Source organism: Corticibacter populi (assembly GCF_004217315.1).
GTDB classification, from domain to species: Bacteria; Pseudomonadota; Gammaproteobacteria; order Burkholderiales; family Burkholderiaceae_C; genus Lampropedia; species Lampropedia populi.
Genome location: NZ_SGWR01000001.1, coordinates 1,046,628 through 1,070,005, shown reverse-complemented (window position 1 = coordinate 1,070,005; position 23,378 = coordinate 1,046,628). Strand labels below are relative to the sequence as shown.

The window sequence follows — 23,378 nt, the reverse complement described above, 5'->3', positions numbered from 1 at the left end:
GCGGTCGCACCGGCAGGGGAGTGTTCAGTCGGCTTCGGGCACGGCGACGGCTGGCGTTGACTCCGCCGGTGCCTGGTGCCGCCCGGAGGGCGGGGTGCCTGGTGCGGCGGTGTTGTCCTGGCGCAACGGCCACTCGAAGTACATCGGGTAGATCTGCTCGACGGCGGGGCCATTGAAATCCCAGGTCATGCAGGCGCCCAGGTGTGGCGGCGGTGGCAGTGTCTGCGCCCCGGCATCGGCGCCGTGCCAGCGTGCCAGCACCTGGGGTGCGATGGTCTGGAAGGCCGCGGTGGCCATGTTGTAGAGCAACTCGCGCATGTGTGTGCAGCCCTCGACGCCGCCCAGGTGCCGGTCGATGCTCTTGCGCCAGCCTTTGCCCATGGTGCTGCCGATCATGCGGCGCATGTGCCGGTCCGCCTCGGCGCACTGGCCGTGCGGGAAGCTGCCCATGACGGTGGCGATGTCGCGCACCACCAGCTGTTCGTCGACCGTGACGCGGATGTGCATATGGTGGATCGCCTCGTTCGGCGCCAGTTCGCGGCCGTTGTTGAGGGCAAAGGCGAAAGGCTTGGTGTCCTGCATCTCGGCTTCGATGTCCCAGAGTCCATCGTCGCGCTGGTAGCCTCGGAAGGCGGTGGTGCGGGTATGTGCCGGCCGGCGTGCGGCGGGTGGAGGCAATGGCATTGGCGTGGGGAGAAAACGGATTGGGCTTGTGGGTCTGGCTGGAGACCGACTGCTGCGATCCATCAGAAGATGGCGCCGGTATCGGGCATGCATTGTCGCCATGATGCGGCAACGCATCGTTCGCCGCTGTCACCAGGACGATTGCCACAGTGACTGCCAGCGTGATTTACCAGCACTACTTGCCAGCGCGATTGTGCCGGCAAGCGCCATGTCTCGCGGCGGCGGGAATGGCATGGATGCCTGCTGCAGTCTTTGCGCAGGGCGGCAACTTCGATTACAATGACTGCCGAATCAATTTCGACCAATCGGGCGGATCATCAACCGCCCTTTTTTATTGGCGAATTCCCTGCGGGCGCGGGGCTGGGGTGTCTTGACAGACGATGCATTCAACCCGGGGCGTGCGCCTGCGGGTTGTTTGTGTTTGTGTGGAAGCTGGTGCGCGGGCCCTGGGGCCGGCGTCGGCTTCCGATGGCGTAAAGGGGTGTCGATTGGCATTGCAGCAGGTGGTGGAGCAGATCGTGACCGGTCTGGGATATGAACTGGTGGAGCTCGAGCGCTCCGCTGGCGGTTTGCTGCGTGTGACGATCGATGTGCCCTGGCAGCCGGCCCTGGAAGCGGTGCAGGATGCGCACGCCGATGAGGAGGTGCAGCCCGCGGCGGCAGTCTTGCCGCCGCGCGTGCTCACCGTCGAGGACTGCGAGACCGTCACGCGCCAGCTGCAGTTTGCCCTGGAGGTCGAGGGGGCCGATTACGCCCGTCTCGAGGTGTCCTCGCCGGGCATCGACCGGCTGCTGCGCAATGAAACGGATTTGCGCCGCTTTGCCGGCGAGGTGGTGGATGTGACCCTGCTGGCGCCCATTGGTGCTGCCGCGCAGGGCCAGGTCAACGCCAATCGCAAGCGTTTCCGTGGCGTGCTGGAGTCGGCCGAGGAGGGCGGCTGGCAGATCGTCTGGACCGATGAGCCGGTGCGCAAGCCGGGCCAGAAGGTCAGCAAGAAATATGTACCACCACCGGCCCAGGCGCTTGGCTTCACGCTCGACGAAGTCAAGGAAGTGCGGCTGGCGCCCATCGTGGATTTCAAGGGCCGCAAGGCGCGCGGCTGAGCCCGCGGCCTCGAGGCCGGGGCCTGGTGGCAGGTGGATTTGAATCGGACAACTCGATCAAGAAAGATTCTCAGGAGTATCGTTGCATGAATCGCGAACTGTTGATGCTGGTGGATGCCATTTCGCTGGAGAAGAACGTAGAACGTGATGTGGTTTTCAGTGCCATCGAATCGGCGCTGGCACAGGCCACCAAGCGTTTGTACAAGGAGGACGTGGACATCCGCGTCGTCATCGATCGCGAGACCGGCGACTACCATACGGTGCGCCGCTGGCTGGTGGTGCCCGACGACGCGGGTCTGCAAAACCCCGATGCGGAAGAACTGCTGATGGATGCGCAGGATCTGCGTGCGGACGTCCAGGTCGGCGACTACCTCGAGGAGCCGGTCGAGTCCATCCCCATCGGCCGCATTGGCGCGATGGCGGCCAAGCAGGTCATCCTGCAGAAGATCCGCGAGGCCGAGCGCGAAATGCTGCTCAACGACTTCCTCTCGCGTGGCGACAAGATCTTCACCGGCACCATCAAGCGCATCGACAAGGGCGGTGACGCCATCGTCGAGAGCGGGCGCGTCGAGGGCCGGCTGCGCCGCACCGAGATGATTCCGAAGGAAAACCTGCGCAATGGCGACCGCGTGCGCGCCATCATTACCGAGGTCGATGCGACGCTGCGCGGCGCCCCCATCCTGCTCTCGCGCACGGCGCCGGAGTTCATGGTCGAGTTGTTCCGCAACGAGGTGCCCGAGATCGAGCAGGGCCTGCTGGAAGTCAAGTCCTGCGCCCGCGATGCCGGCTCGCGCGCCAAGATCGCCGTGCTCTCGCACGACAAGCGCATCGACCCGATCGGCACCTGCGTGGGCGTGCGCGGCACCCGGGTCAATGCGGTGACCAATGAACTGGCCGGCGAGCGCGTGGACATCGTGCTGTGGTCGGAAGACCCGGCGCAGTTCGTCATCGGTGCGCTGGCGCCCGCCAACGTGCAGTCCATCCTGGTCGATGAGGAAAAACACGCCATGGATGTGGTGGTGGACGAGGATAATCTCGCTATCGCGATTGGCCGGGGCGGCCAGAACGTGCGCCTGGCCTCCGACCTCACGGGCTGGAAGATCAACATCATGGACGCGGCCGAATCCGCCGAGAAGCAGGCCAGCGAGGACAACCAGATCCGCGCGCTGTTCATGAGCAAGCTCGACGTGGACCAGGAAATCGCCGACATCCTCATCGAGGAAGGCTTTACCACGCTGGAAGAGGTGGCCTATGTGCCGCTGCAGGAATTGCTGGAGATCGAGACGCTTGACGAGGATACCGTCAATGAGCTGCGCGCCCGTGCCAAGGATGCGCTGCTGACGCAGGAAATCGCCCGTGAGCAAAGCGTGGCCCAGGTATCGCAGGACCTGCGCGACCTGGAAGGCATCAATGCCGAACTGCTCGCCAAGCTGGCGGACAAGCAGGTGCTGAGCCTGGATGACCTGGCCGATCTGGCCACCGACGAACTGGTGGAGATGACCGGCCTCGATGAGGCCGCCGCCACGGCGTTGATCATGAAAGCGCGTGAACACTGGTTCGATGGCGATGCCGCCGGGTCCGAGGCCTGAGAGTCAGGGAGGTAGAGAACAGATTTATGTCCAATAGCACCATTACCGAATTTGCCACCGAGCTCAAGCAGGACGCGCAAGCCGTGCTGCGCCAGCTCAAGGCCGCAGGCATCGAAAAAGCTTCGGTGGACGACGCCATCAGCGATGTCGACAAGCAGCATTACCTCACCTACCTGCGCAGCACGCACGGCCATGCCGAGGGCGGCGAGCGCAGCAAGATCACCCTGACCAAGCGCTCGACCAGCGAGATCAAGCAGGCCGACGCGACCGGCAAGGCGCGCACCATCAATGTGGTGACCCGCAAAAAGCGCACCTTCGTCAAGCGCGATGAGGTGCCGGCAGCCGCTGCGCCCGCCGCCGAAGTGGCCGAGACGGCCGCCGAGCAGGCCCAGCAGCAGGATCTGGAGCGCCGCGAGGCCGAGGCCCGCCGCAACGCCGAATTGCTGCGCCGCCAGGAGGAGGATCTGGCCCGCGAAAGCTCCGAGCGCCAGGAACGCGAGCGCAAGGAGCGCGAAGCCGACCAGCGCGCCGCCGCCTATGCCCAGCAGGAGGCTGAGAAGAAGGCGCGCGAAGCGCAGCAGAAGCAGCAGACCGTGCAGGAGCAGAAGGCCGAAGCCGAGCAACGCGCCAAGGAGCAGGACGAAGCCCGCCGCAAGGCCGAGGCCGAAGCCCAGCAGCGTTCTGCCGAGGAGGCCAAGCGCGCCGCCGATCTGGAGGACCGCCGCCGCAAGGCCGAGGCCGAGGCCGCCGCGATCCGTTCGATGATGTCCGCACCGCGCAAGGTGCTGGTGGCCAAGAAGCCCGAGGAGCCTGCCGCCGACGCGAAGAAGGGCACCCTCACCAAGCCGGCCGACAGTGGCGACAAGAAGAAGGTCGCGACCGGCACGGCCGCGCCCGCAGGCGGGCGCAAGGCCAAGGAAATCAAATCTTCGGACCTGTCCTCGAGCTGGACGGCCGACGACGGCAAGAAGAAGGAAATCAAGACCCGCGGCGATACCGGTGGCGCGGGCCGTGGCGGCAGCAATTGGCGCGCCGGCCCCAAGGGCCGCCGTGGCAACGACCGCAACCAGCGTGGCCAGTCCCGCCATCAGGAAGCGGCGCCGCAGGAAGTGCGCGTGCTCGACGTGCACGTGCCCGAGACCATCACGGTGGCCGAACTGGCGCACAAGATGGCCATCAAGGCTTCCGAGGTGATCAAGGCGCTGATGAAGATGGGCCAGATGGTGACCATCAACCAGCCGCTGGATCAGGATACGGCCATGATCGTGGTCGAGGAAATGGGCCACAAGGCGATCCAGGCGCAACTGGACGACCCGGAAGCCTTCACCGAGGACGAGGCCATCCAGTACCAGGCCGAGCAACTGCCGCGCGCGCCGGTGGTCACCGTCATGGGCCACGTGGATCACGGCAAGACCTCGCTGCTGGATTACATCCGCCGCACCAAGGTCGCCTCGGGCGAGGCCGGCGGCATCACCCAGCACATTGGCGCCTACCATGTGAAGACGCCGCGCGGCATCGTCTCCTTCCTCGACACCCCGGGTCACGAGGCCTTCACGGCGATGCGTGCCCGTGGTGCGCAAGCCACCGACATCGTCATCCTGGTGGTGGCGGCCGATGACGGCGTGATGCCGCAGACCAAGGAAGCCATCAAGCACGCCAAGGCGGCCAAGGTGCCCATCGTGGTGGCCATCACCAAGGCCGACAAGCCCGATGCCAACCCCGATCGCGTCAAGCAGGAACTGGTGGGCGAGGAAGTCGTGCCGGAGGAATACGGCGGCGAGTCGCCCTTCATCGCGGTCTCTTCCAAGACCGGTCAGGGCATCGACGAGTTGCTCGAGAACGTGCTGCTGCAGGCCGAAGTGCTGGAGCTCAAGGCTCCGGTCGATGCCATGGCCAAGGGCCTGGTGATCGAGGCCCAGCTCGACAAGGGCCGCGGCCCGGTTGCCACCGTGCTGGTGCAGTCCGGCACGCTCAAGGTCGGCGACGTGGTGCTGGCCGGCCAGACCTATGGCCGCGTGCGCGCCATGACTGACGAGAACGGCCAGCGCACCGATGCGGCGGGCCCGTCGATCCCGGTGGAAATCCAGGGTCTAACCGAGGTGCCGCAGGCGGGTGACGATTTCATGGTGATGAACGACGAGCGCCGTGCGCGCGAAATCGCCACCTACCGTGCCGGTCGCTTCCGCAACACCAAGCTGGCCAAGCAACAGGCCGCCAAGCTGGAGAACATGTTTGCCGACATGACGGCCGGCGAGGTCAAGACCCTGCCGATTCTCATCAAGGCCGACGTGCAGGGCTCGCAGGAAGCGCTGTCGCAATCGCTGCTCAAGCTCTCGACCGAAGAGGTGCGGGTGCAGGTGGTGTATTCGGGCGTGGGCGGCATCAGCGAGTCGGATGTCAACCTGGCGATCGCCTCCGGCGGCATCATCATCGGCTTCAACGTGCGGGCCGATGCCGGCGCGCGCAAGCTGGCTGAGGCCAATGACGTGGACATCCGCTACTACGGCATCATCTACGACGCCGTCGACGAGCTCAAGACCGCCATGTCGGGCCTGCTGGCTCCGGAGCAGCGTGAGGAAGTCACCGGTACGGCCGACATCCGCACCGTCTTCGTCGCTTCGAAGATTGGTACGGTGGCGGGCTCCTACGTCACCTCGGGCTTCGTCACGCGCAGTTCGCACTTCCGCCTGCTGCGCGACAACGTGGTCATCTACACGGGTGAAGTCGATTCGCTGCGCCGCATCAAGGAAGACGTCAAGGAAGTGCGTGAGGGCTTCGAATGCGGTATCAAGCTGAAGAACTACACGGACATCCGTGAGGGCGACCAGCTCGAATTCTTTGACATCAAGGAGATTGCCCGCACGCTGTAAGCGGCGCAGGCGAACGACACCACGATGGCGACACGACGCAACACCCCGTCCTTCAACCGCGGCTACCGCGTGGCCGATCAGATCCAGCGCGATCTGAGCGAGTTGATTGCGCGCGAGCTCAAGGACCCGCGCGTGGGCATGGCGACCATCCAGAGCGTGGAGGTCACGCCCGACTATGCCCACGCCAAGGTCTATGTCAGCGTGCTGGTCGGCAATGCGGAGGAAACCCTGGAGGCGCTCAACCAGGCTGCGGGTTTCCTGCGCAATGGCCTTTTCAAGCGCCTGTCGATCCACACCGTGCCGACGCTGCACTTCATCTTCGACCGCACGCCCGAGCGCGCGGCCGACATGAACGCGCTGATCGCCAAGGCCGTCGATTCGCGCGGCAAGGAAGAGACGGAGTAAGCCATGACAGCGCCTACCCGTGTCAGGGTGCAGCGGCGCCCTGTGCACGGGGTGTTGCTGCTCGACAAGCCGCTGGGACTCTCCAGCAACCAGGCCTTGCAAAAGGCCAAGTGGCTGCTGCGCGCCGAAAAGGCGGGCCATACCGGCACGCTCGATCCGCTTGCCAGCGGCATCCTGCCCTTGTGCTTTGGCGCGGCCACCAAGTTCAGCCAGTTGCAGCTCGAGGCCGACAAGACCTACGAGACGCGTGTGCGCCTGGGTGTGACGACCAGCACCGCGGATGCGGAAGGCGAGGTGCTGCGCGAGCGGCCGGTGGCCTGCACGGTGGGGCAGCTGGTGCAGGTACTCGACGACTTTACCGGTCCGATCGCACAGGTGCCGCCGATGCACAGCGCGCTCAAGAAGGACGGCAAGGCGCTCTATGAGTACGCCCGCGACGGCGAGACCGTCGAGCGTGCGGCGCGCCAGGTGCTTATCCACGACCTGGAGTTGCTGGGTTTTGAACTCGGCGGCGCGGAGCCCTTCGTCGACCTGCGCGTGCGCTGCAGCAAGGGCACCTACATCCGCACCCTCGGCGAGGACATCGGCGAAGCCCTGGGCTGCGGTGGTCATCTGACGATGCTGCGACGCGTCGAGACCGGCAACCTGCATGTCGCGCAGGCCATCACCCTCGACCAGCTCGAGGCGCTCGATGATGCCGCCCGGCTGCGCATGCTTCATCCAGTGGAAATCTTGCTGCACGAGCATCCACGCATCGTGCTGCCTCCGGATGAGGCGGGCCGGTTCCTCAGCGGCATGCGCCGCCGTGGCGACTGGCCCGATGCCGCAGCGGTCGCCGTGTTCGGCGAGCAGCCCGAGGCGCTGCTGGGCGTGGCCCATGTGCAGCAGGGCGAGCTGATTGCCGACCGGCTGCTCAGTCCTCCCGAAATCCAGCAGGCATTGCTGCAGTTCCATGAAGCCCGCGCGGCGGTGGCCTGATCATTGCTTGATGTCCGATACACCCCCCAACCGTTTTCCCAAGCCCTAGCAACCATGACCAAAGAAATTCGCAATATCGCCATCATCGCCCACGTCGACCATGGCAAGACCACGATGGTGGACCAGCTGCTGCGCCAGAGCGGCACCTTCGCCGACCATGAGAAAGTCGTCGACACCGTGATGGACAACCACGCCATCGAGCGCGAGCGCGGCATCACCATCCTGGCCAAGAACTGTGCCGTGACCTGGAAGGGCACGCACATTAACATCGTCGATACCCCGGGCCACGCGGACTTCGGCGGCGAGGTCGAACGCGCGCTGTCGATGGTCGATGGCGTGGTGCTGCTGATCGATGCGCAGGAAGGCCCGATGCCGCAGACCCGCTTCGTCACCAAGAAGGCACTGGCACTGGGCCTCAAGCCCATCGTCGTGGTCAACAAGGTGGACAAGCCCGGCGCCGATCCGGACAAGGTCATCAACGCCGCTTTCGACCTGTTCGACAAGCTCGGCGCGACCGACGAGCAACTCGACTTCCCGGTGGTCTACGCCTCCGGCATCAACGGCTGGGCTTCGCTCGAAGAGGGCGAGCCCGGTGAGACCTGGGGTACGGACATGTCGCCGCTGTTCGACACCGTCCTCCAGCACGTGCCCTCGGTGCAGGGCGACGCCAGTGCGCCGCTGCAGCTGCAGGTCTCGGCGCTGGATTACTCCACTTTCGTTGGCCGTATCGGTGTTGGCCGCATCAAGCAGGGCACCATCCGCCCGGGCATGGAAGTGCTGGTGGCCCAGGGCACCGATGGCGAGACCTACAAGGGCCGCATCAACCAGGTGCTGACCTTCCAGGGCCTGGACCGCGTGCAGGCCAGCGAAGCCGGCCCCAGCGAAATCGTGCTGGTCAATGGTATCGAGAACATTGGCATCGGCGAGACCATCACCGATCCGGTCAATCCGCAGCCGCTGCCAATGCTCAAGATCGACGAGCCGACGCTGACCATGAACTTCTGCGTCAACACCAGCCCGCTGGCTGGCCGTGAAGGCAAGTTCGTCACCAGCCGCCAGATCTGGGACCGCCTGCAGAAGGAACTGCGTTCGAACGTGGCGCTGCGCGTCAAGGAAACCGACGAGGACGGCGTCTTCGAGGTCTCCGGCCGCGGCGAACTCCACTTGACCATTCTGCTTGAGGAAATGCGCCGCGAAGGCTATGAGTTGGCCGTCTCCAAGCCGCGCGTGGTGTTCCGCGAGATCAACGGTGAAATCTGCGAGCCGATCGAGCTGGTCACCGCCGACATCGAGGAAGGCCACCAGGGCGGCGTGATGCAGGCCCTTGGCGAGCGCAAGGGCGAGCTGGTCAACATGGAGCCGGACGGTCGTGGCCGCGTGCGCCTCGAGTACCGCATTCCGGCGCGCGGCCTGATCGGCTTCACCAACGAATTCCTCAACCTCACGCGTGGTTCGGGCCTGATCGCCAACATCTTCGACGGCTACGAGCCGCACAAGGGCGAGATCGGCGGGCGCAAGAACGGCGTGCTGATCTCGATGGACGATGGTGAAATCTTCACCTACGCGCTGGGCAAGCTCGACGACCGTGGCCGCATGTTCGTCAAGGCCGGCGATCCGGTGTACGAGGGCATGATCGTCGGCATCCACAGCCGCGACAACGATCTGGTGGTCAACGCCACGCGCACCAAGCAGCTGACCAACTTCCGCGTCAGCGGCAAGGAAGACGCCATCAAGATCACCCCGCCTATCGACATGTCGCTGGAGTATGCGGTGGAATTCATCGACGACGACGAACTGGTCGAGATCACCCCGCAGTCGATCCGCCTGCGCAAGCGCCATCTGAAGGAGCACGAGCGCAAGCGTGCGAAGAACTCGGCGCTGGCGTGATGTGATTCGGGGCCTCATCCTTGAGTGCCCTTGAGCAAACCGGTGCTGCAGGATTCTGCGGCACCGGTTTCTTGTTTGTGGAGGACCAGTGCTGCGGCGAGGGGGCGCGCCGAGGAGCCTATGCGGACGGGGCTGTTGCGAGCATGTCCCGCAGGCCCGGCCCCCATTGGGCATGCAATGGGCCGGAGCTGGAATGGCCCAGCTCTGTCTGCAGAACCTGATGGCGCAGCCGCCCCTGGATGCGCTGCATTTGCCGGTGCACGGCTTCGTCGGGCGGGAACAGGGTGTCGCTGGACGCGACCACATGCAGGACCTCGGCACGCACCGATGCAAGTTGGGGCCGGACATCGAAAGCCTGGGCCGCCTTGAGCAGCACCACCAGGCTGTGTGGCGAGAAGCTTTCGGCCCAGGCCGCTGCCATCTGCTCGAGTCTGCGGCCCAGCATATCCGCAGGCACACCTTGCGCGGCCAGCACCTGCGGCATGCCGTAGCTTGCAAGTGTCTGCAGGCGAATGCGGCGCAGGGCCTCGTTCATGGCCGCTTTGGCGTCCATCTCGCCGTCATCGGCGGCGCGGCCGATGTCGAGCGCCTGCTGCAGCGCCGGCAGCGACATGGCCGGGCTGGCTGGCAAGCAGGGGCCGGAGACGATGGCGCCGACGCAGTCGACGAAGTCCGGATGATCGACCGCCCATTGCAATGCCTGAAATCCACCGAGCGAGGGACCCATCACGGCGCGCAGGTGGCGCACCCCGAGCGCATCGAGCCACTGGCGCTGTGATGCAACGATGTCGTGGAATGTGATGTCGGGGAAATCGGCGCCATACGGCCGGCCGCTGTCGGGATCCATGCTGGTTGGTCCGGTGCTGCCGTAGCAAGAGCCCAGCATGTTCGGGCAAAGGATGCAATAGCGCTGCGGATCCAGTGGCCTGCCTGGTCCGATCAGCCCGGCCCAGGCACCTTCGGCGACCCCGCTGCCTTGCGCCAGCAGGCCGTGATTGGCGGTATAGCCATGCGTGACGACGATGGCGTTGCGGCCATCGGGCGCCAGCGTGCCATACCGGCTGTAGGCGATGACCACGTCGGGCAACACCGTTCCCGAGGTCAGGCGCAGCGCACCGATGGAAGCAAACTCAGTGGTCGTCATGTTTCAGCAGGAGGAAATTATGGAATGAGCCGTCACCGGGCATGGTTGAAGGAATCTTGGCATCATGCCCTGCGAATCTTCGCGATGACGTCGCCCCACATGCTGGTGTCGTTCTCGATCAATTGCTGGAATGGAGCAGCCGTCATCGTCAGGGGCTCATGCGCGGCGTCGGCGAGTTCCTTCTGGTAGGTTGGCGAAGCGGTGAAGGCCTGCGCGGCCCGGGAAATCTTCTCGATGATGGCGGCATCGGTGCTCGCTGGCGCAGCCAGGCCGAACCAGGTGCGCTGTGAAAACTCCGGCGCCCCAGCCTCCTGCATGGTTGGCACTTGCGGCAGGAAGGGCGTGCGGCGGCTGTCCGAGTATGCCAGGGCGCGCGTGCGGCCCGATTGGACCTGGGGCAGAGCGGTGGTGGTGCCATCGAAGACGAAATCCACCTGGCCCGACAGCAGGTCGGCGAGTGCCGCTGCGGAGCTTTGGTAAGGCACATGCAGAAATTGCAGACCCGTGAGGTGCCCGAACAACTCCGAGTACAGGTAGGCGATGCTGCCCACGCCGGCAGACGCATAGCTGACCGCCTCGGCTGGTCTGGATTTCGCGTAGGCGATCAAATCCGCCAGGTTCTGCCAGGGCGCATCGGGGCGTGTCAGCATCACCATGCCGCCCTGGGCCAGCCCGCCGGCATAGACGAAGCTCTTGAGCGGATCGAAGCGCAGGCCGCTGTAGAAGTAGGGGAAGGTGGGGAGCGAAGAGCTCACGAACAGCAAGGTATGGCCATCGGCGGCGGCAGTCGCAACCGAGCTGACGCCCAGGGTGCCACCGGCCCCGGGGCGGTTCTCGATGACGACCGACTGACCGAGCGCATCCGAAAGATGGCGCGCTGCCACGCGCGCCAGCAAATCGGTGGTACTGCCGGCGGCGATACCGACGACCAGTTTGATCGGCTTGCTCGGGTATGGCAGCGCGGCCCGGCCTGGCCGTGGCAGCAGGGATACCAGCCCGGCGCTGGCTGCGGCCAGCAGCAGTTGGCGGCGCGGATGCAGGTTGGGGAAATGGTTCATGTTTGTCTCCTGTTTGTCTTTGTTGTCCGTTTGCGGCTGGAATCAGGCGGCCGGACCTGTTCACGATCTTTTCGTGGGCAACCCGAAGGGCCGGAGTTGAAAAACGCATCGGGTGGCGTTGCCCCCGCCCCTTGCCCTCTGCACTTTTGGCCGCCTGCGTGACCCTCGAAAAGATCGTGAGCAGGTTCTCAGCCAGCCTGCAGGCGCTGTGCGATGGCCTGGCCCAGCTCGGCGGTGCTTGCCGAGCCGCCCAGGTCCGGTGTGCGCGGCCCCTGTGCCAGCGCATGCTCGATCGCCTGCACGATGGCGTCGTGGGCGGCCCGGCCCTGGCCTTGGCCTTCGGTGAGAAAGTCCAGCATCAGTGCGCCAGACCAGATCATGGCGATGGGGTTGGCGATGCCCTGGCCGTAGATGTCCGGTGCCGAACCGTGCACGGGCTCGAACAGTGACGGAAACCGGCGATCGGGGTTCAGATTGGCCGACGGGGCCAGGCCGATGGTGCCAGTGGTGGCGGGGCCCAGGTCCGAGAGAATGTCGCCGAACAGGTTGGAGGCCACCACCACGTCGAAACGCTGCGGCTGCAGCACGAAGCGCGCCGAGAGAATGTCGATGTGCTGTTTGTCGACCTGCACTTGCGGATAGTCCTTGCCGATGGCATCTGCGCGGCTGTCCCACCACGGCATGCTGATGGCGATGCCATTGGACTTCGTTGCTACGGTGAGTTTCTGCCGTGGCCGCTTCTGGGCCAGTTCGTAGGCGTAGCGCAATACGCGGTCCGTGCCGTGCCGCGAGTACACGGATTCCTGGATGACGATTTCGCGCTCGGTGCCCTCGAACATGAGGCCGCCTACCGAGGTGTATTCACCTTCGGTGTTCTCGCGCACCACCAGATAGTCGATGTCACCGGGCTGCCGGTTGGCCAGGGGGCCTGGTACCCCTTCGAACAGGCGCACCGGTCGCAGATTGACGTACTGGTCGAATTCACGCCGGAACTTCAGCAGCGAGCCCCACAGTGACACATGGTCCGGAACGGTGGCAGGCCAGCCGACGGCGCCGAAATAGATGGCATCCAGGTCCTGTAGCTGGGCCTTCCAGTCGTCGGGCATCATTTTTCCGTGTTCGGCGTAGTAGTCGCAACTGGCCCAGCCGATGTGCACGAACTCGACGTCGATGCCAAAGCGCTGTGCGGCCAGTTGCGTGACGGCCAGCCCCTGGGGCATGACTTCCTTGCCAATGCCATCGCCGGCGATGGCGGCGACGCGGTAGCGGCGGTTCTGGGACATGTTGATAACTCCTCTGATGATCTCGGGGGGAGGGCAGAGCCGCTGGGGCTCGACCGCAGTGCGTGATGGATGGATTCTTGTTCGTGCACACTTCAAATACAATATTCATTTTGTGAAAATATTGCGCACGAATCGTGATTAATCTTCCATCCAACGACGATTTGCGAGTGTTCATCGTGGTTGCGCGCCTGACGAGCTTTGTGGCTGCTGCCGAAGAATTGCGGGTTTCCTCGGGGTATGTGAGCAAGCGTATTCGCCTGCTGGAGCAGCAGTTGGGCGTGAAGCTGCTGCATCGCACGACCCGGTCAGTGCATGTGACGGAGGACGGCGAGCGGGTCTTTCACTGGGCGCAGCGCGTGCTCGATGACGTCGAGCAACTGCTGCAGGAGACGGCCATCACACGTGCCATTCCAGCTGGCAGCCTGCGCATCAGCAGCAGCTTCGGCTTTGGCCGGAATGTCGTCGCGCCGTTGCTCTCGCGCATGGCCGAGCAGTACCCTCGGCTGCAGTTGCGTCTGGAAGTATTCGATCGGTTGGTGGATGTCGCCAGCGAAGGCTTCGATCTCGATGTGAGGGTGGGTGACGAGATCGCGCCCCATCTGATTGCCAGGCCGCTGGCACGCAATCATCGGGTGCTGTGTGCCTCGCCCGCTTACCTGGAGCGACGTGGCGAGCCGCGCAGTCTTGCCGAGCTGTCGGGCCACGACTGTCTGGTGATCAAGGAACGCGATCATCCCTTTGGCGTCTGGCGGTTGCGCGCGGGTGCGGAGGAGCAAGTGGTGAAGGTGCGCGGGCCGCTTTCGACCAATCATGGCGAAGTGGCCGTGCAATGGGCGGTGGACGGTCGCGGTGTGATCCTGCGCTCGAGCTGGGATGTCGGGCCGCTGATCGAGCGTGGCGAACTGCAGGTGGTGCTGCCGCAATGGCGGCAGGAGGCCAATATCTGGGCGGTGTATCCGTCGCGCCTGACCACCTCGGCCAAAGTGCGCGTCTGCGTGGAATTTCTCCAGCGGGCGTTTCGTGAACATCCACTGGCGCACTGGCTGCCGTCGTGAGTGGTGCGGTGGCCCAGGCGAAAGCAGTGCAAGCGCCTCATTCGGGCATGAATCCCGTTGGCATCTGCGGCCGGCTGCGCGCGGGTGGCCACACGATGCCGAGCACGAAGACGCGCAGCATGTACCGCAGCAGCCCGCGCTCGCTCAGGGCCGGGTCGACGCGATGTTGGTAGTGCTGCCGGTGCAGCCGGACGAGCTCGGACCAGTGCGCGTGCGGGTGTTCGTGGTGGGCCGTATGCAGGCCGATGTTGAAGAGCAGCGGATTGACCAGGCCCTCGAAATTGCGCGCGTAGTTGAGCGGCGCATGCGGAGCGAGGCGCTGGCTGCGGCTGACGGGACGGCCATCGGCATGGGCATGCTGCAGGTAGTTGGTGGCCAGCAGCCAGTGCAGGCCATGCAGTTGCGGCACGATCACCAGCACGAGCGCCTTCTGCCAGTCGATCGCCAGCAGCAGCGCCCAGCTGCCCAGCCACAGCGCATACTGGCCCATGCAGTAGTGGAATGCCCCGGGCCAGCGGCGTCTGAGCCGCCCCAGCCAGCCGATGAAGAGGGGGTAGAGCACCCAGGCCGCCAGCACCGGATGGCTCAGGTAGCCCCACAGATGGTTGTGGTCGCCGCCAAAGCGGTAGGTGCGGGTGGCATCGCATGGGCCGTGGCGAAAACGATGGTGGTTGGCCACATGCGCGGGCCAGAACACAAAGGTCGGGTGGCCCTGCAACAGGGTCAGCCAGTAGTCGGTGAGGCGGTTGGCCCAGCGGCCATGCCACATGCGCGCATGCGTGTGGTTGTGGTGGATCACGCCGGTGCCCAGTGTCAGGAACAGCACCAGCGCATACGGCACCGGGTGCCAGCCCTGCCACCATTGCCAGGCCACCAGCAGCGGCAATGCCAGCAGGTAGGCGATGGACTGCCAGTCCCGCCCATGCCGCAGGCGCGGGAGGCCGGTCCATCCGGCCCGTCTTGTCCGCGAGGGCGATGCCCATGTCGATGCCGTCATGGCACGCGGTGGCGGGTATCGGAGCGGGACGCCGCGCTGGTATGCATGAGCCGGTCCATGAAGGCCAGCGCAAAGCCGAAGTTGCCCTGCGGGCGATGATGGTGCAGGTGGTGGCGGCGGCTGGCCGCCAGCGGATGGGTGTCGGAGACTGAGGGAAAGAACTCGTAGTTCGAATGCCCCACCACATTGAGCAGCAGGCTCAGCACCGGCACGGCCGCGAGCGACCAGAAGTGGAAGTCATGCACCACCATCGGCAGCAGGATGACGTTGCCCAGCATCAACGCCTCCACCGGATGGAAACTGTAGGTGGACCAGGGGGTGGTGCGCACCGAGCGGTGGTGGTCGCGGTGGAAGCGCATCAGCGCACGGGTGTGCAGCAGGCGGTGGTTGATCCAGAAATGAACGTCGTTCCAGATCATCAGCACCGCCACCTCCAGTGCCATGCGCAGCGCGCCGGCCTGTTCGGCAAACTGGGCCCAGCCGACTTGCACGAAGCCCCATGGCACGATCATGCCGGTGCCGAAGATCAGGATCGAATGGAACGACTGGCGCCATTCGGCATGCAGCTGGGCGCGCGTCAGGGGCCGTTCATCGAGCGTGTGGCCGCGACCCAGGCGCGCCAGGCCACTGGTCAGCGCGCCCATCAGCACACCACCCCCGACATACAGCAGGCTGAAGAACACCAGGCCCAGCGCCATGACTTCCCAGGCCGAAAGCGCCGTGAACCATTGCGCTGCGGTGAGGGATCCGGTGCCTGCTGCTGGGGGCATGCTGGTCTTTTACATCCGCTCAGATGGCGTGCGGCCTTCGCGCTCAGCGTGCATCTTCGGGCGGCTTGCCCGGGCGCACGCGGCTGGCCGCTTCCTTGGCCCGCTCGCGGGCAATGCCCAGATCATCATGGCGGGCCAGGGCCACGCCCATGCGGCGCTTGACGAAGCTTTCGGGCTTGCCGAAGAGGCGCAGGCTGGTTTGCGGTACCGCCAGAGCCTTTTCGATATCGGCAAAAACGATGTCCTCGGCATCGACGCCGCCATAGATCACGGCGCTGGCGCCAGGCGATTGCAGCGTGGTGTCGACTGGCAGGCCGAGGATGGCACGCGCATGCAACTCGAACTCGCTCTGCCATTGCGTTGCCATGGTCACCATGCCGGTGTCGTGCGGGCGGGGGCTGACTTCGCTGAACCAGACCTGGTCGCCCTTGACGAACAGTTCGACGCCGAACAGGCCCTGGCCGCCCAGATCGTCGGTGACGGCCTGGGCGATGCGCTGCGCCTCCTGGCGCGCCGCCGCGCTCATCGGGTGGGGTTGCCAGCTCTCGACATAGTCGCCGCTTTGCTGGATATGGCCGATGGGCTCGCAGAAGTGGGTCTCAATGGTGCCTCCGGCGCCTTTGGCACGCACGGTCAGCTGGGTGATCTCGTAGTCGAAGTCGATGAAGCCCTCGACGATCACGCGGCCATGGCTGACGCGCCCGCCGTCCATGGCGTATTGCCAGGCGTGCGCGATGTCGGCGGAGCCGTCGATGCGGCTCTGGCCCTTGCCCGAACTGCTCATCACCGGCTTGACGATGCATGGGTAGCCGATGCCGGACTGTCCGTCCTGGCCGTCGATGGCCGCGCGCAGTTCTTCCAGCGAACTGCAGAATTGGTAGGGACTGGTGGGCAGACCCAGTGTTTCGGCCGCCAGGCGGCGGATGCCCTCGCGGTCCATCGTCAGGCGCGCGGCGCGGGCCGTGGGGATCACCCGCACGGTGCCGGCGGCCTCGAGCGCTTCGAGCACCGGGGTGGCAATGGCCTCGATCTCAGGCACCACCAGCGCCGGGCGCTCGCGTTCGATCAGCGCGCGCAGGGCCTGCGGGTCGGTCATGGCGAGGGTGACGGCGTGATGCGCGACCTGCTGCGCCGGCGCGTGCGCATAGCGGTCCACCGCAATGGTTTCCACGCCCAGGCGCTGCAGTTCGATCACCACTTCCTTGCCCAATTCGCCGCTGCCCAGCAGCATCACGCGCGTGGCGTGGGGCGCCAGGGGGGTGCCCAGAGTCGTCATGACCATCCCGTCCTTGTTCTGTCATAGAGTCGAAGAAAGAGCGACATGGTAATGCACGCATCGGGCTTGGCCGGTTTTGTTTGTCGCCGGGTTCGCGGGAATCACTACAATCGCGGCAACGCACCGCATGTACCACATGCACCGCGCGCAGCGGGGCGGTCCAGGCCGATCCGCTGATCCCCGGATCGGGCGCGGCGACAGGCATTTCCCTTCAGGCAAGTTGACCGGCATGGCTGACCACACCACTGACGACACACAGGCGCCATTCGGCTTGCGCCTGCGGGTGTATTGGGAGGATACCGATGCCGGCGGCATCGTCTACCACGCCAATTACGTCAAGTTCATGGAGCGCGCGCGTTCCGACTGGCTGCGTGCGCTGGGTCTCGGCCAGCGCCAGTTGCGGGAACAATCGGGCGGCATGTTTGTCGTAACCGGGATGTCGCTGCGCTACCTCGCTCCTGCCCGACTGGACGATGAATTGCTTGTTACCGCGGGTTTGCAAAGCGCGGGGCGGGCTTCGCTGACAATGCTGCAGCAGGTGCTGCGCATCGACCCACGGGGCAATGTGCCTCTGTGCGACGCGCAGGTGCGCATCGGCTGGGTCGGTGCAGAGACCATGCGTCCCAGCCGGATTCCAGATTACATCCTCGAAAAACTCTCTTCATGAACGCTCAAGACATGTCCATTGCGCACCTGATCCTCAACGCCAGTTGGGTGGTGCAGGCCGTTATGCTGATTCTGGTGCTGGGCTCGATCGCCAGCTGGACGGTGATCTTCCGCAAGTCCATCGGCCTCAAGCAGGTGCGCGGGCTCAACCGCGAGTTTGAAGAGGATTTCTGGTCCGGCGCCAGCCTCAACGACCTTTATACCGCCGCTGTGCAGAATGCCCGCAACGCCGGTCCGCTCGAGCGGATGTTCGCCAGCGGCATGCGCGAGTACCACAAGCTGCGCGAGCGCCACATCAACCACGCCGAGACGCTGCTCGACGGCGCGCGCCGCGCCATGATGGCCAGCTTCAACCGCGAGATGGACCAGATCGAGAACGGCCTCTCCTTCCTCGGCACGGTTGGCTCGATCGCGCCGTACGTGGGCCTCTTTGGCACCGTCTGGGGCATCATGCACGCCTTCACCGGCTTTGCCGGCATGGAGCAGATCTCGCTGGCCACCGTGGCGCCGGGCATTGCCGAGGCCTTGGTGGCTACCGCGATGGGTCTCTTTGCCGCGATTCCGGCCGTGATTGCCTACAACCGCTTTTCGCGCGAGATCGACCGCACCGCCATCCGCATGGAGACCTTCGGCGACGAGTTCACCAACATCCTGCAGCGCAACCTCAACGCCAGCCAGGGCGGCGCGGCCAGCCACTGAGCAAGCAGCACCGAGCACGAAAAGGACGCACGCCATGGCAGCTCTGTCCGCACGCAAAGGCACCCGCCGCCGCACCATGAACGAAATCAACATGGTGCCCTTCATCGATGTGATGCTGGTGCTGTTGATCATCTTCATGGTCACGGCGCCGATGATCACCCCCGGCGTCATCAACGCGCCTACCTCCGGGGCAGCAGGCGAGGCGCCGCCGGTGATCGCCCAGGTGCTGGTCGACAAGGACGGCAAGCTCGAATGGAAGGTCGGCAACGAAACCCGCGGCACCGATCTGGAGCAGCTCGGCGAACTGGCCGTGCAATGGCAGGAAGAGCAGATCCAGCAGGGCCGCCCGCCCGAGCAGGTGGCCATCGTCATCGTCGGCGACAAGGCCGCGCATTATGAGTACGTGACGGGCGCGCTCGATGCCCTGCATCAGGCCGGGGCCAAGCGCGTCGCCTTCCTGCTGAACAAGAAGTAGGCCGTTCCTCCCCGTCTCGCTGTGCCCAGACCGCATACCCGCAAGCCATGCCTCCATCCCCGCGATTGCACGAAATCCCGCTGACACCGCCCAAGCCACCGATGCGCCTGCGCGCCGTGGCCCTGGCGGTGCTGGTGCATGCCGGCCTGATCGGCATCATGGTGATTGGCGCGAACTGGAAACGCCACAGCGACTCGGCCGCCGTCGAGGCCGAGCTCTGGTCCAGCCTGCCGCAACAGGCCGCTCCCCGCGCGGTCTCGCCGGAGCCGCCGCCTCCACCCGCGCCGCCGGCTCCCGCGCCCGCACCGGAACCACCGCCTCCGCCTCCTCCACCTGCCCCGGAGCCGCCCCCGCCACCTCCGCCACCACCCGCACCCGATCCGGAAATCGCGCTCGAAGCCGAGCGCAAGAAGGAACAGGAGGCCGAGCGCCGCCGTCAGGCGCAGGAAGCCGAGCAGAAACGCCTGGAAGAACAGAAGCGCCAGGAGGAATTGCGCAAGGAAGAGGCCCGCAAGGAGGAAGAGCGCAAGAAGAAGGAAGCCGAGGAAAAGAAGCGGCAGGAGGATCAGAAGAAACTCGAAGAGCAGAAGAAGCTCGAGGGGCAGAAAAAACTCGAGGAGCAAAAGAAGAAGGACGAGGCCGAACGTCTGCGCCTGGAAGAGGAGCGCAAGCAGAAGGAGGCCGAGGAGAAGAAGAAGCGCGACGAAGAGCGCAAGAAACGCGAAGCGCAGGAAGCGCGCGAGGCCGAGCAGCGCCGTCAGCAGGAGCTGGCCCGCATCCAGGGACTGGCCGGTGCCACCGGCGGCCCCAGCGCTACCGGCAATGCGCAGCGCAGCGCCGGGCCATCGGGTGGCTATGCGGGCAGGGTGGTGGCGGCCATCCGTCCGAACATCGTCTATCCGCAGGCGATTGCCGGCAATCCACGCGCCGAGGTCGATGTGCGCGCTGCTGCCGATGGCACCATCATCAGCCGCCGCATCACCCGCTCCAGTGGCAATCCGGCCTGGGACGAAGCGGTGCTGCGTGCCATCGACAAGACGCAGAAACTGCCGCGCGACACCGATGGCCGCGTGCCCTCGCAGCTGACCATCGGCTTCCGGCCGAACGACTGACGCACTGCCGCGGCGCCTTGCCGTGGCAATCAGCGGGTTTCAGAACTCCAGATTGTCGATCAGCCGCGCACCGCCGATGCGCGCCGCACCCAGTGCCACCAGTGGCGGCAGTAGGCCATCCGCAGCGGGTGGCAGCAATGTGTCACGCCGGCGCACCGTCAGGTAATCGGGCTCCCAGCCCTCTCGACCTAGTTGCGCCATGGCCGATTCCTCCAGCGAGCGGAAATCGCGCGCGCCCTGCTGCACCTGGGTAGCCAGTGAGCGCAGCGCCTGGGACAGCTGCACGGCGGCCTGGCGGGCGGCCGGATCGAGGTACTGGTTGCGCGATGACAGCGCCAGGCCATCGCCTGCGCGGCAGGTGGCGCCGGCGACGATCTCGATGGGCATGGCGAACTGGCGCACCATGCGGCGGATCACTTCCAGCTGCTGGTAGTCCTTCTGCCCGAACACCGCATGACTGGGCTGCACGCATTGGAAGAGCTTCATCACCACCGTGCACACGCCGGTGAAGAACCCGGGGCGAAACGCTCCCTCGAGGAGGTCGGCCAGCGCCGGGTCGGGCTGCACCCGGTAGGTTTGCGGCTCGGGATACAGTTCGGCCTCGCTGGGCGCGAAGACGATGTCACAGCCGGCGCTGCGCAGCTTGTCGCAGTCGGCCTCCAGCGTGCGCGGATAGGTGTCGAAATCCTCGTGAGGCAGGAACTGCAGGCGGTTGACGAAGATGCTTGCGACCGTGGTGCCGCCGAGGGCCCGGGCTTGGCGCACCAGCGACAGATGGCCTTCGTGCAGATTGCCCATGGTGGGCACCAGCACGCGTGGCTGGGGCTGGGCAGCGAGCGCCTGGCGCAGCGCAGGGATGTGATGAATGACTTGCATGTGTGGTTCGGAAACGCGGAAACGCGGAAATCGGAATGTGTCGGGGCGCGCGGGGATCCGTGGGATGTTCAGGTATTCGCGGCATGGCAGCAGGGCCGCCAGCGGCCAATTGGAGCGGCAATCAGTTACCAGGCATGCTCGGCGTCGACGGGGAACTGCCCCTGCTTGACGGCCTGCACATAGGCGCCCATGGCACCGGCAATGCTGTCCTGGCCGGCCATGAAGTTGCGCACGAAACGCGGCATGCGGCCGATGTTCATGCCCAGCATGTCGTGCAGCACCAGCACCTGGCCGGCGGTGCCGGCCCCGGCACCGATGCCGATGGTGGCGCAGTGCGGCAATTGGCGCGTCAGTTCGGCGGCCAGCACGGCGGGCACCATCTCGAGCACCAGCAGGCGCGCGCCGGCATCGGCCAGCTCGAGGGCCTGCTGGCGCAGGATCTGGGCAGCATGGTCGCCTCGGCCCTGCACGCGGTAGCCGCCTAGCGCATGCACGGTCTGGGGAGTCAGGCCGAGGTGGGCGCAGACCGGGATGCCGCGCGCGGTCAGGAAGGCGGTGATCGGCGCGGTCCAGCCACCTCCCTCGAGCTTGACCATGTGGGCACCGGCCTCCATCAGCTGCACGGCGCTTTGCAGTGCCTGCTCGGGCGATTGCTGGTAGCTGCCGAAGGGCAGGTCGGCGATCACCCAGGTGGTGCCCTGCACGCGCCGCACGCCACGGGCGACGCAGGCGGTGTGGTAGCACATCTCCTGCAGCGACACGCCCACCGTGCTGTGGCGCCCCTGGCAGACCATGCCCAGCGAGTCGCCGACCAGGATGCAATCGACGCCGGCGCTGTCGGCCATGGCCGCGAAGGTGGCGTCATAGGCGGTCAGCATGGCGATTTTCTCGCCGCGTGCATGCATCTCCAGCAGGCGCGGCAGGCTCACGGGCTTGCGCTGGGCCGGCTGGGCGGCCGGGGGCAATGTGCCGTAGGGACTGGCTGCACTGGATTCGGATACCGGGGGCGGGCTGCTGTGTTGCGTCATGGTGCCGGATGTCTCCTGATTTCTTGTCGGTGGTGGTGCGGATCGGCTGGCACGGCATTTTGTCGTCACCTTGTCCGCGACGCAAGGCCGGCAGGGATATGATCGCGCTTCCTGCCCGGTGCGGGACAGCCCGCAGCAGACCTGAATCACATGGAAACGAGCATGCAATTTGCCAAGCGCCTGCAGAACGTCGAGACATCTGCGATCCGCGAAATATTCAAACTGCTGGGCACGCCCGGCATCATCAGCTTTGCCGGCGGCTTTCCCGACGCCGCGCTGTTCGATCGCGAAGGGCTGGCCGAGGCGGCGCGCAAGGCTGTGCTTGAGCAACCGGCCGCCAGCCTGCAATACGGGCCGACCGAGGGCTACCAGCCGCTGCGCGAGCAGATTACCAGCCGCCTGCACGAGCAGGGCGCGCAAGTGGCGCCTGCCGACGTGCTGGTGACCACCGGCAGCCAGCAGGCGCTGGACCTGCTGGGCAAGACGCTGCTTTCGCCCGGCGACAAGGTGCTGGTGGAAGGACCGACCTTTCTGGCCACCATCCAGTGCTTTCGCCTGTACGGGGCCGAGGTGATCTCCGTGCCCACCGACGGTGATGGCGTGCAGGTCGATGCCCTCGAGCGGCTGATTGCCGAGCATCGGCCCAGGCTGGTTTATCTCATTCCCACGTTCGGCAATCCCAGTGGCTCGCTGCTGCCGCTGGCGCGCCGCCGCCGGGTGCTGGAGTTGGCGGCGCAGCACCGCGTCGTGGTGGTCGAGGACAACCCCTACGGAGAGCTGTATTTCGACGAGCTGCCGCCGGCCACGCTGCTGGCGCTGAGCGCGACGGTGCCGGGCAGCCGGGATTGGCTGGTCTATTGCGGCAGCTTCAGCAAGATTCTCTCGCCCGGCCTGCGGCTGGGCTGGATGGTGGCACCGGCTGCCCTGCTGGCCAATGCGGTGATGTGCAAGCAGTTCAGCGACGCGAATTCGAGCATGCTGGCCCAGGTCACCGCCAGCGAGTACCTGCAGACGGGGCGGTTGGCCGCCACATTGACGAATGTGCAGCAGGTCTATGCCGAGCGCGCGCGGCTGATGATGGAACGCTTGCGTGCCGAACTGGGCGAGGCATTGGCATTCACGCCGCCGCGCGGGGGCATGTTCATCTGGGCACGGCTGACGGGTGCGGGCGGCCGTTCGGGTGATGCGGCGGCCTTCGTGCGGCGCGGCATCGAGCAGGGTGTGGCGGTGGTGCCCGGCCTGCCGTTCTACGCCACCGAGCCCGATCCGGCCACCTTCCGCATGAGCTATGCGACGGTACCGGACGAAAAGATCATCGAAGGGGTGCAGCGGCTGGCACGGGCACTCTGAACGGGATTCGATATGCCCCATGTGCAAAAAGCCCGGCAGGGATGACTTGCCGGGCTTTTGGCATGATGGCCTG

Annotated in this window: 21 protein-coding genes; 12 read left to right on the top strand and 9 right to left on the bottom strand. The window is 65.6% G+C overall.

Features of this window, described 5'->3' with window-relative positions; all coding sequences use genetic code 11:
* Positions 1 to 24: 24 nt before the first annotated feature.
* The gene (locus tag EV687_RS04875; RefSeq protein WP_122226699.1) at positions 25 to 684 is read right to left on the bottom strand and encodes a DUF2889 domain-containing protein; all 660 of its coding nucleotides are present in this window, start codon (positions 682 to 684) and stop codon (positions 25 to 27) included.
* A 488-nt stretch (positions 685 to 1,172) separates the two neighbouring features.
* On the opposite strand from EV687_RS04875, the gene rimP reads away from it, so the two are divergent.
* The 6 genes from rimP (at position 1,173) to typA (ending at position 9,516) form a co-directional block, all read left to right on the top strand.
* Complete coding sequence (gene rimP, locus EV687_RS04870) at positions 1,173 to 1,787, top strand: ribosome maturation factor RimP (RefSeq protein WP_122226698.1); 615 nt, start codon at positions 1,173 to 1,175, stop codon at positions 1,785 to 1,787.
* Between the two features lie 86 nt (positions 1,788 to 1,873).
* Positions 1,874 to 3,376 carry a transcription termination factor NusA gene (nusA, locus tag EV687_RS04865; protein WP_122226697.1) on the top strand — a complete coding sequence of 501 codons (1,503 nt, stop codon included), beginning with the start codon at positions 1,874 to 1,876 and terminating at the stop codon, positions 3,374 to 3,376.
* Positions 3,377 to 3,402: 26 nt separating this feature from the next.
* Complete coding sequence (infB, locus tag EV687_RS04860) at positions 3,403 to 6,246, top strand: translation initiation factor IF-2 (protein WP_122226696.1); 2,844 nt, start codon at positions 3,403 to 3,405, stop codon at positions 6,244 to 6,246.
* Between the two features lie 24 nt (positions 6,247 to 6,270).
* Positions 6,271 to 6,651, top strand: coding sequence for a 30S ribosome-binding factor RbfA (gene rbfA / locus EV687_RS04855; RefSeq protein WP_122226695.1), 381 nt, complete (start codon positions 6,271 to 6,273; stop codon positions 6,649 to 6,651).
* Between the two features lie 3 nt (positions 6,652 to 6,654).
* The gene (gene truB / locus EV687_RS04850; protein WP_122226694.1) at positions 6,655 to 7,629 is read left to right on the top strand and encodes a tRNA pseudouridine(55) synthase TruB; all 975 of its coding nucleotides are present in this window, start codon (positions 6,655 to 6,657) and stop codon (positions 7,627 to 7,629) included.
* A gap of 54 nt (positions 7,630 to 7,683) precedes the next feature.
* On the top strand, positions 7,684 to 9,516 hold the full coding sequence (typA, locus tag EV687_RS04845; RefSeq protein WP_122226693.1) for a translational GTPase TypA: 1,833 nt from the start codon (positions 7,684 to 7,686) through the stop codon (positions 9,514 to 9,516).
* Between the two features lie 118 nt (positions 9,517 to 9,634).
* Here typA and EV687_RS04840 read toward each other — a convergent pair whose 3' ends face one another.
* From EV687_RS04840 to EV687_RS04830, 3 genes are all read right to left on the bottom strand, one after another.
* Positions 9,635 to 10,660: an alpha/beta fold hydrolase gene (locus EV687_RS04840; protein WP_122226692.1), complete on the bottom strand. Its 1,026-nt coding sequence runs from the start codon at positions 10,658 to 10,660 to the stop codon at positions 9,635 to 9,637.
* 62 nt (positions 10,661 to 10,722) lie between these two features.
* Positions 10,723 to 11,718: a tripartite tricarboxylate transporter substrate binding protein gene (locus tag EV687_RS04835; RefSeq protein ID WP_122226691.1), complete on the bottom strand. Its 996-nt coding sequence runs from the start codon at positions 11,716 to 11,718 to the stop codon at positions 10,723 to 10,725.
* 188 nt (positions 11,719 to 11,906) lie between these two features.
* Positions 11,907 to 13,001, bottom strand: coding sequence for a tartrate dehydrogenase (locus tag EV687_RS04830; protein WP_122226690.1), 1,095 nt, complete (start codon positions 12,999 to 13,001; stop codon positions 11,907 to 11,909).
* Positions 13,002 to 13,135: 134 nt separating this feature from the next.
* Between EV687_RS04830 and EV687_RS04825 the strand changes: the two genes are divergently transcribed.
* Positions 13,136 to 14,056, top strand: coding sequence for a LysR family transcriptional regulator (locus EV687_RS04825; protein WP_122226689.1), 921 nt, complete (start codon positions 13,136 to 13,138; stop codon positions 14,054 to 14,056).
* A 37-nt stretch (positions 14,057 to 14,093) separates the two neighbouring features.
* Here the strand turns inward: EV687_RS04825 and EV687_RS04820 are convergent, their stop codons facing one another.
* The 3 genes from EV687_RS04820 to purT are packed head-to-tail and all read right to left on the bottom strand — an operon-like array spanning position 14,094 to position 17,099.
* Positions 14,094 to 15,053, bottom strand: coding sequence for a fatty acid desaturase (locus EV687_RS04820; protein WP_122226688.1), 960 nt, complete (start codon positions 15,051 to 15,053; stop codon positions 14,094 to 14,096).
* Complete coding sequence (locus EV687_RS04815) at positions 15,050 to 15,823, bottom strand: sterol desaturase family protein (protein WP_122226687.1); 774 nt, start codon at positions 15,821 to 15,823, stop codon at positions 15,050 to 15,052. The genes EV687_RS04820 and EV687_RS04815 overlap by 4 nt, the downstream gene beginning before the upstream one ends.
* Positions 15,824 to 15,866: 43 nt before the next feature.
* On the bottom strand, positions 15,867 to 17,099 hold the full coding sequence (gene purT / locus EV687_RS04810; RefSeq protein WP_122227218.1) for a formate-dependent phosphoribosylglycinamide formyltransferase: 1,233 nt from the start codon (positions 17,097 to 17,099) through the stop codon (positions 15,867 to 15,869).
* Between the two features lie 229 nt (positions 17,100 to 17,328).
* On the opposite strand from purT, the gene ybgC reads away from it, so the two are divergent.
* Genes ybgC through tolA form a run of 4 tightly spaced genes read left to right on the top strand, consistent with a single transcriptional unit; the run spans position 17,329 to position 20,051 of the window.
* Positions 17,329 to 17,766: a tol-pal system-associated acyl-CoA thioesterase gene (gene ybgC, locus EV687_RS04805; RefSeq protein ID WP_122227216.1), complete on the top strand. Its 438-nt coding sequence runs from the start codon at positions 17,329 to 17,331 to the stop codon at positions 17,764 to 17,766.
* A complete protein-coding gene (tolQ, locus tag EV687_RS04800) occupies positions 17,763 to 18,464 on the top strand; it encodes a protein TolQ (RefSeq protein WP_122226686.1) in 702 nt (233 codons plus the stop codon). Before ybgC ends, tolQ begins: the two co-directional genes overlap by 4 nt.
* 34 nt (positions 18,465 to 18,498) lie before the next feature.
* Entirely contained in the window at positions 18,499 to 18,939 is a 441-nt protein-coding gene (locus EV687_RS04795; protein ID WP_122226685.1) for an ExbD/TolR family protein, read from the top strand.
* Positions 18,940 to 18,986: 47 nt separating this feature from the next.
* Positions 18,987 to 20,051 carry a cell envelope integrity protein TolA gene (gene tolA, locus EV687_RS04790; RefSeq protein ID WP_122226684.1) on the top strand — a complete coding sequence of 355 codons (1,065 nt, stop codon included), beginning with the start codon at positions 18,987 to 18,989 and terminating at the stop codon, positions 20,049 to 20,051.
* A gap of 39 nt (positions 20,052 to 20,090) precedes the next feature.
* Here the strand turns inward: tolA and panC are convergent, their stop codons facing one another.
* Both panC and panB read right to left on the bottom strand, forming a co-directional pair.
* A complete protein-coding gene (gene panC / locus EV687_RS04785) occupies positions 20,091 to 20,927 on the bottom strand; it encodes a pantoate--beta-alanine ligase (protein ID WP_122226683.1) in 837 nt (278 codons plus the stop codon).
* A 125-nt stretch (positions 20,928 to 21,052) separates the two neighbouring features.
* Positions 21,053 to 21,955, bottom strand: a complete 903-nt coding sequence (gene panB, locus EV687_RS04780; RefSeq protein WP_122226682.1) for a 3-methyl-2-oxobutanoate hydroxymethyltransferase — start codon at positions 21,953 to 21,955, stop codon at positions 21,053 to 21,055.
* A 162-nt stretch (positions 21,956 to 22,117) separates the two neighbouring features.
* Between panB and EV687_RS04775 the strand changes: the two genes are divergently transcribed.
* Positions 22,118 to 23,305: an aminotransferase-like domain-containing protein gene (locus EV687_RS04775; protein ID WP_122226681.1), complete on the top strand. Its 1,188-nt coding sequence runs from the start codon at positions 22,118 to 22,120 to the stop codon at positions 23,303 to 23,305.
* The last annotated feature ends 73 nt before the right edge of the window (positions 23,306 to 23,378 follow it).

Bases quoted from the DNA above. Each gene is read 5' to 3' on its own strand.
- EV687_RS04875 (WP_122226699.1), bottom strand. From the start codon at position 684: ATGCCATTGCCTCCACCCGCCGCACGCCGGCCGGCACATACCCGCACC.
- nusA (WP_122226697.1), top strand. From the start codon at position 1,874: ATGAATCGCGAACTGTTGATGCTGGTGGATGCCATTTCGCTGGAGAAG.
- infB (WP_122226696.1), top strand. From the start codon at position 3,403: ATGTCCAATAGCACCATTACCGAATTTGCCACCGAGCTCAAGCAGGAC.
- rbfA (WP_122226695.1), top strand. From the start codon at position 6,271: ATGGCGACACGACGCAACACCCCGTCCTTCAACCGCGGCTACCGCGTG.
- truB (WP_122226694.1), top strand. From the start codon at position 6,655: ATGACAGCGCCTACCCGTGTCAGGGTGCAGCGGCGCCCTGTGCACGGG.
- typA (WP_122226693.1), top strand. From the start codon at position 7,684: ATGACCAAAGAAATTCGCAATATCGCCATCATCGCCCACGTCGACCAT.
- EV687_RS04840 (WP_122226692.1), bottom strand. From the start codon at position 10,660: ATGACGACCACTGAGTTTGCTTCCATCGGTGCGCTGCGCCTGACCTCG.
- EV687_RS04835 (WP_122226691.1), bottom strand. From the start codon at position 11,718: ATGAACCATTTCCCCAACCTGCATCCGCGCCGCCAACTGCTGCTGGCC.
- EV687_RS04830 (WP_122226690.1), bottom strand. From the start codon at position 13,001: ATGTCCCAGAACCGCCGCTACCGCGTCGCCGCCATCGCCGGCGATGGC.
- EV687_RS04820 (WP_122226688.1), bottom strand. From the start codon at position 15,053: ATGACGGCATCGACATGGGCATCGCCCTCGCGGACAAGACGGGCCGGA.
- EV687_RS04815 (WP_122226687.1), bottom strand. From the start codon at position 15,823: ATGCCCCCAGCAGCAGGCACCGGATCCCTCACCGCAGCGCAATGGTTC.
- purT (WP_122227218.1), bottom strand. From the start codon at position 17,099: ATGACGACTCTGGGCACCCCCCTGGCGCCCCACGCCACGCGCGTGATG.
- ybgC (WP_122227216.1), top strand. From the start codon at position 17,329: ATGGCTGACCACACCACTGACGACACACAGGCGCCATTCGGCTTGCGC.
- tolQ (WP_122226686.1), top strand. From the start codon at position 17,763: ATGAACGCTCAAGACATGTCCATTGCGCACCTGATCCTCAACGCCAGT.
- EV687_RS04795 (WP_122226685.1), top strand. From the start codon at position 18,499: ATGGCAGCTCTGTCCGCACGCAAAGGCACCCGCCGCCGCACCATGAAC.
- tolA (WP_122226684.1), top strand. From the start codon at position 18,987: ATGCCTCCATCCCCGCGATTGCACGAAATCCCGCTGACACCGCCCAAG.
- panC (WP_122226683.1), bottom strand. From the start codon at position 20,927: ATGCAAGTCATTCATCACATCCCTGCGCTGCGCCAGGCGCTCGCTGCC.
- panB (WP_122226682.1), bottom strand. From the start codon at position 21,955: ATGACGCAACACAGCAGCCCGCCCCCGGTATCCGAATCCAGTGCAGCC.
- EV687_RS04775 (WP_122226681.1), top strand. From the start codon at position 22,118: ATGCAATTTGCCAAGCGCCTGCAGAACGTCGAGACATCTGCGATCCGC.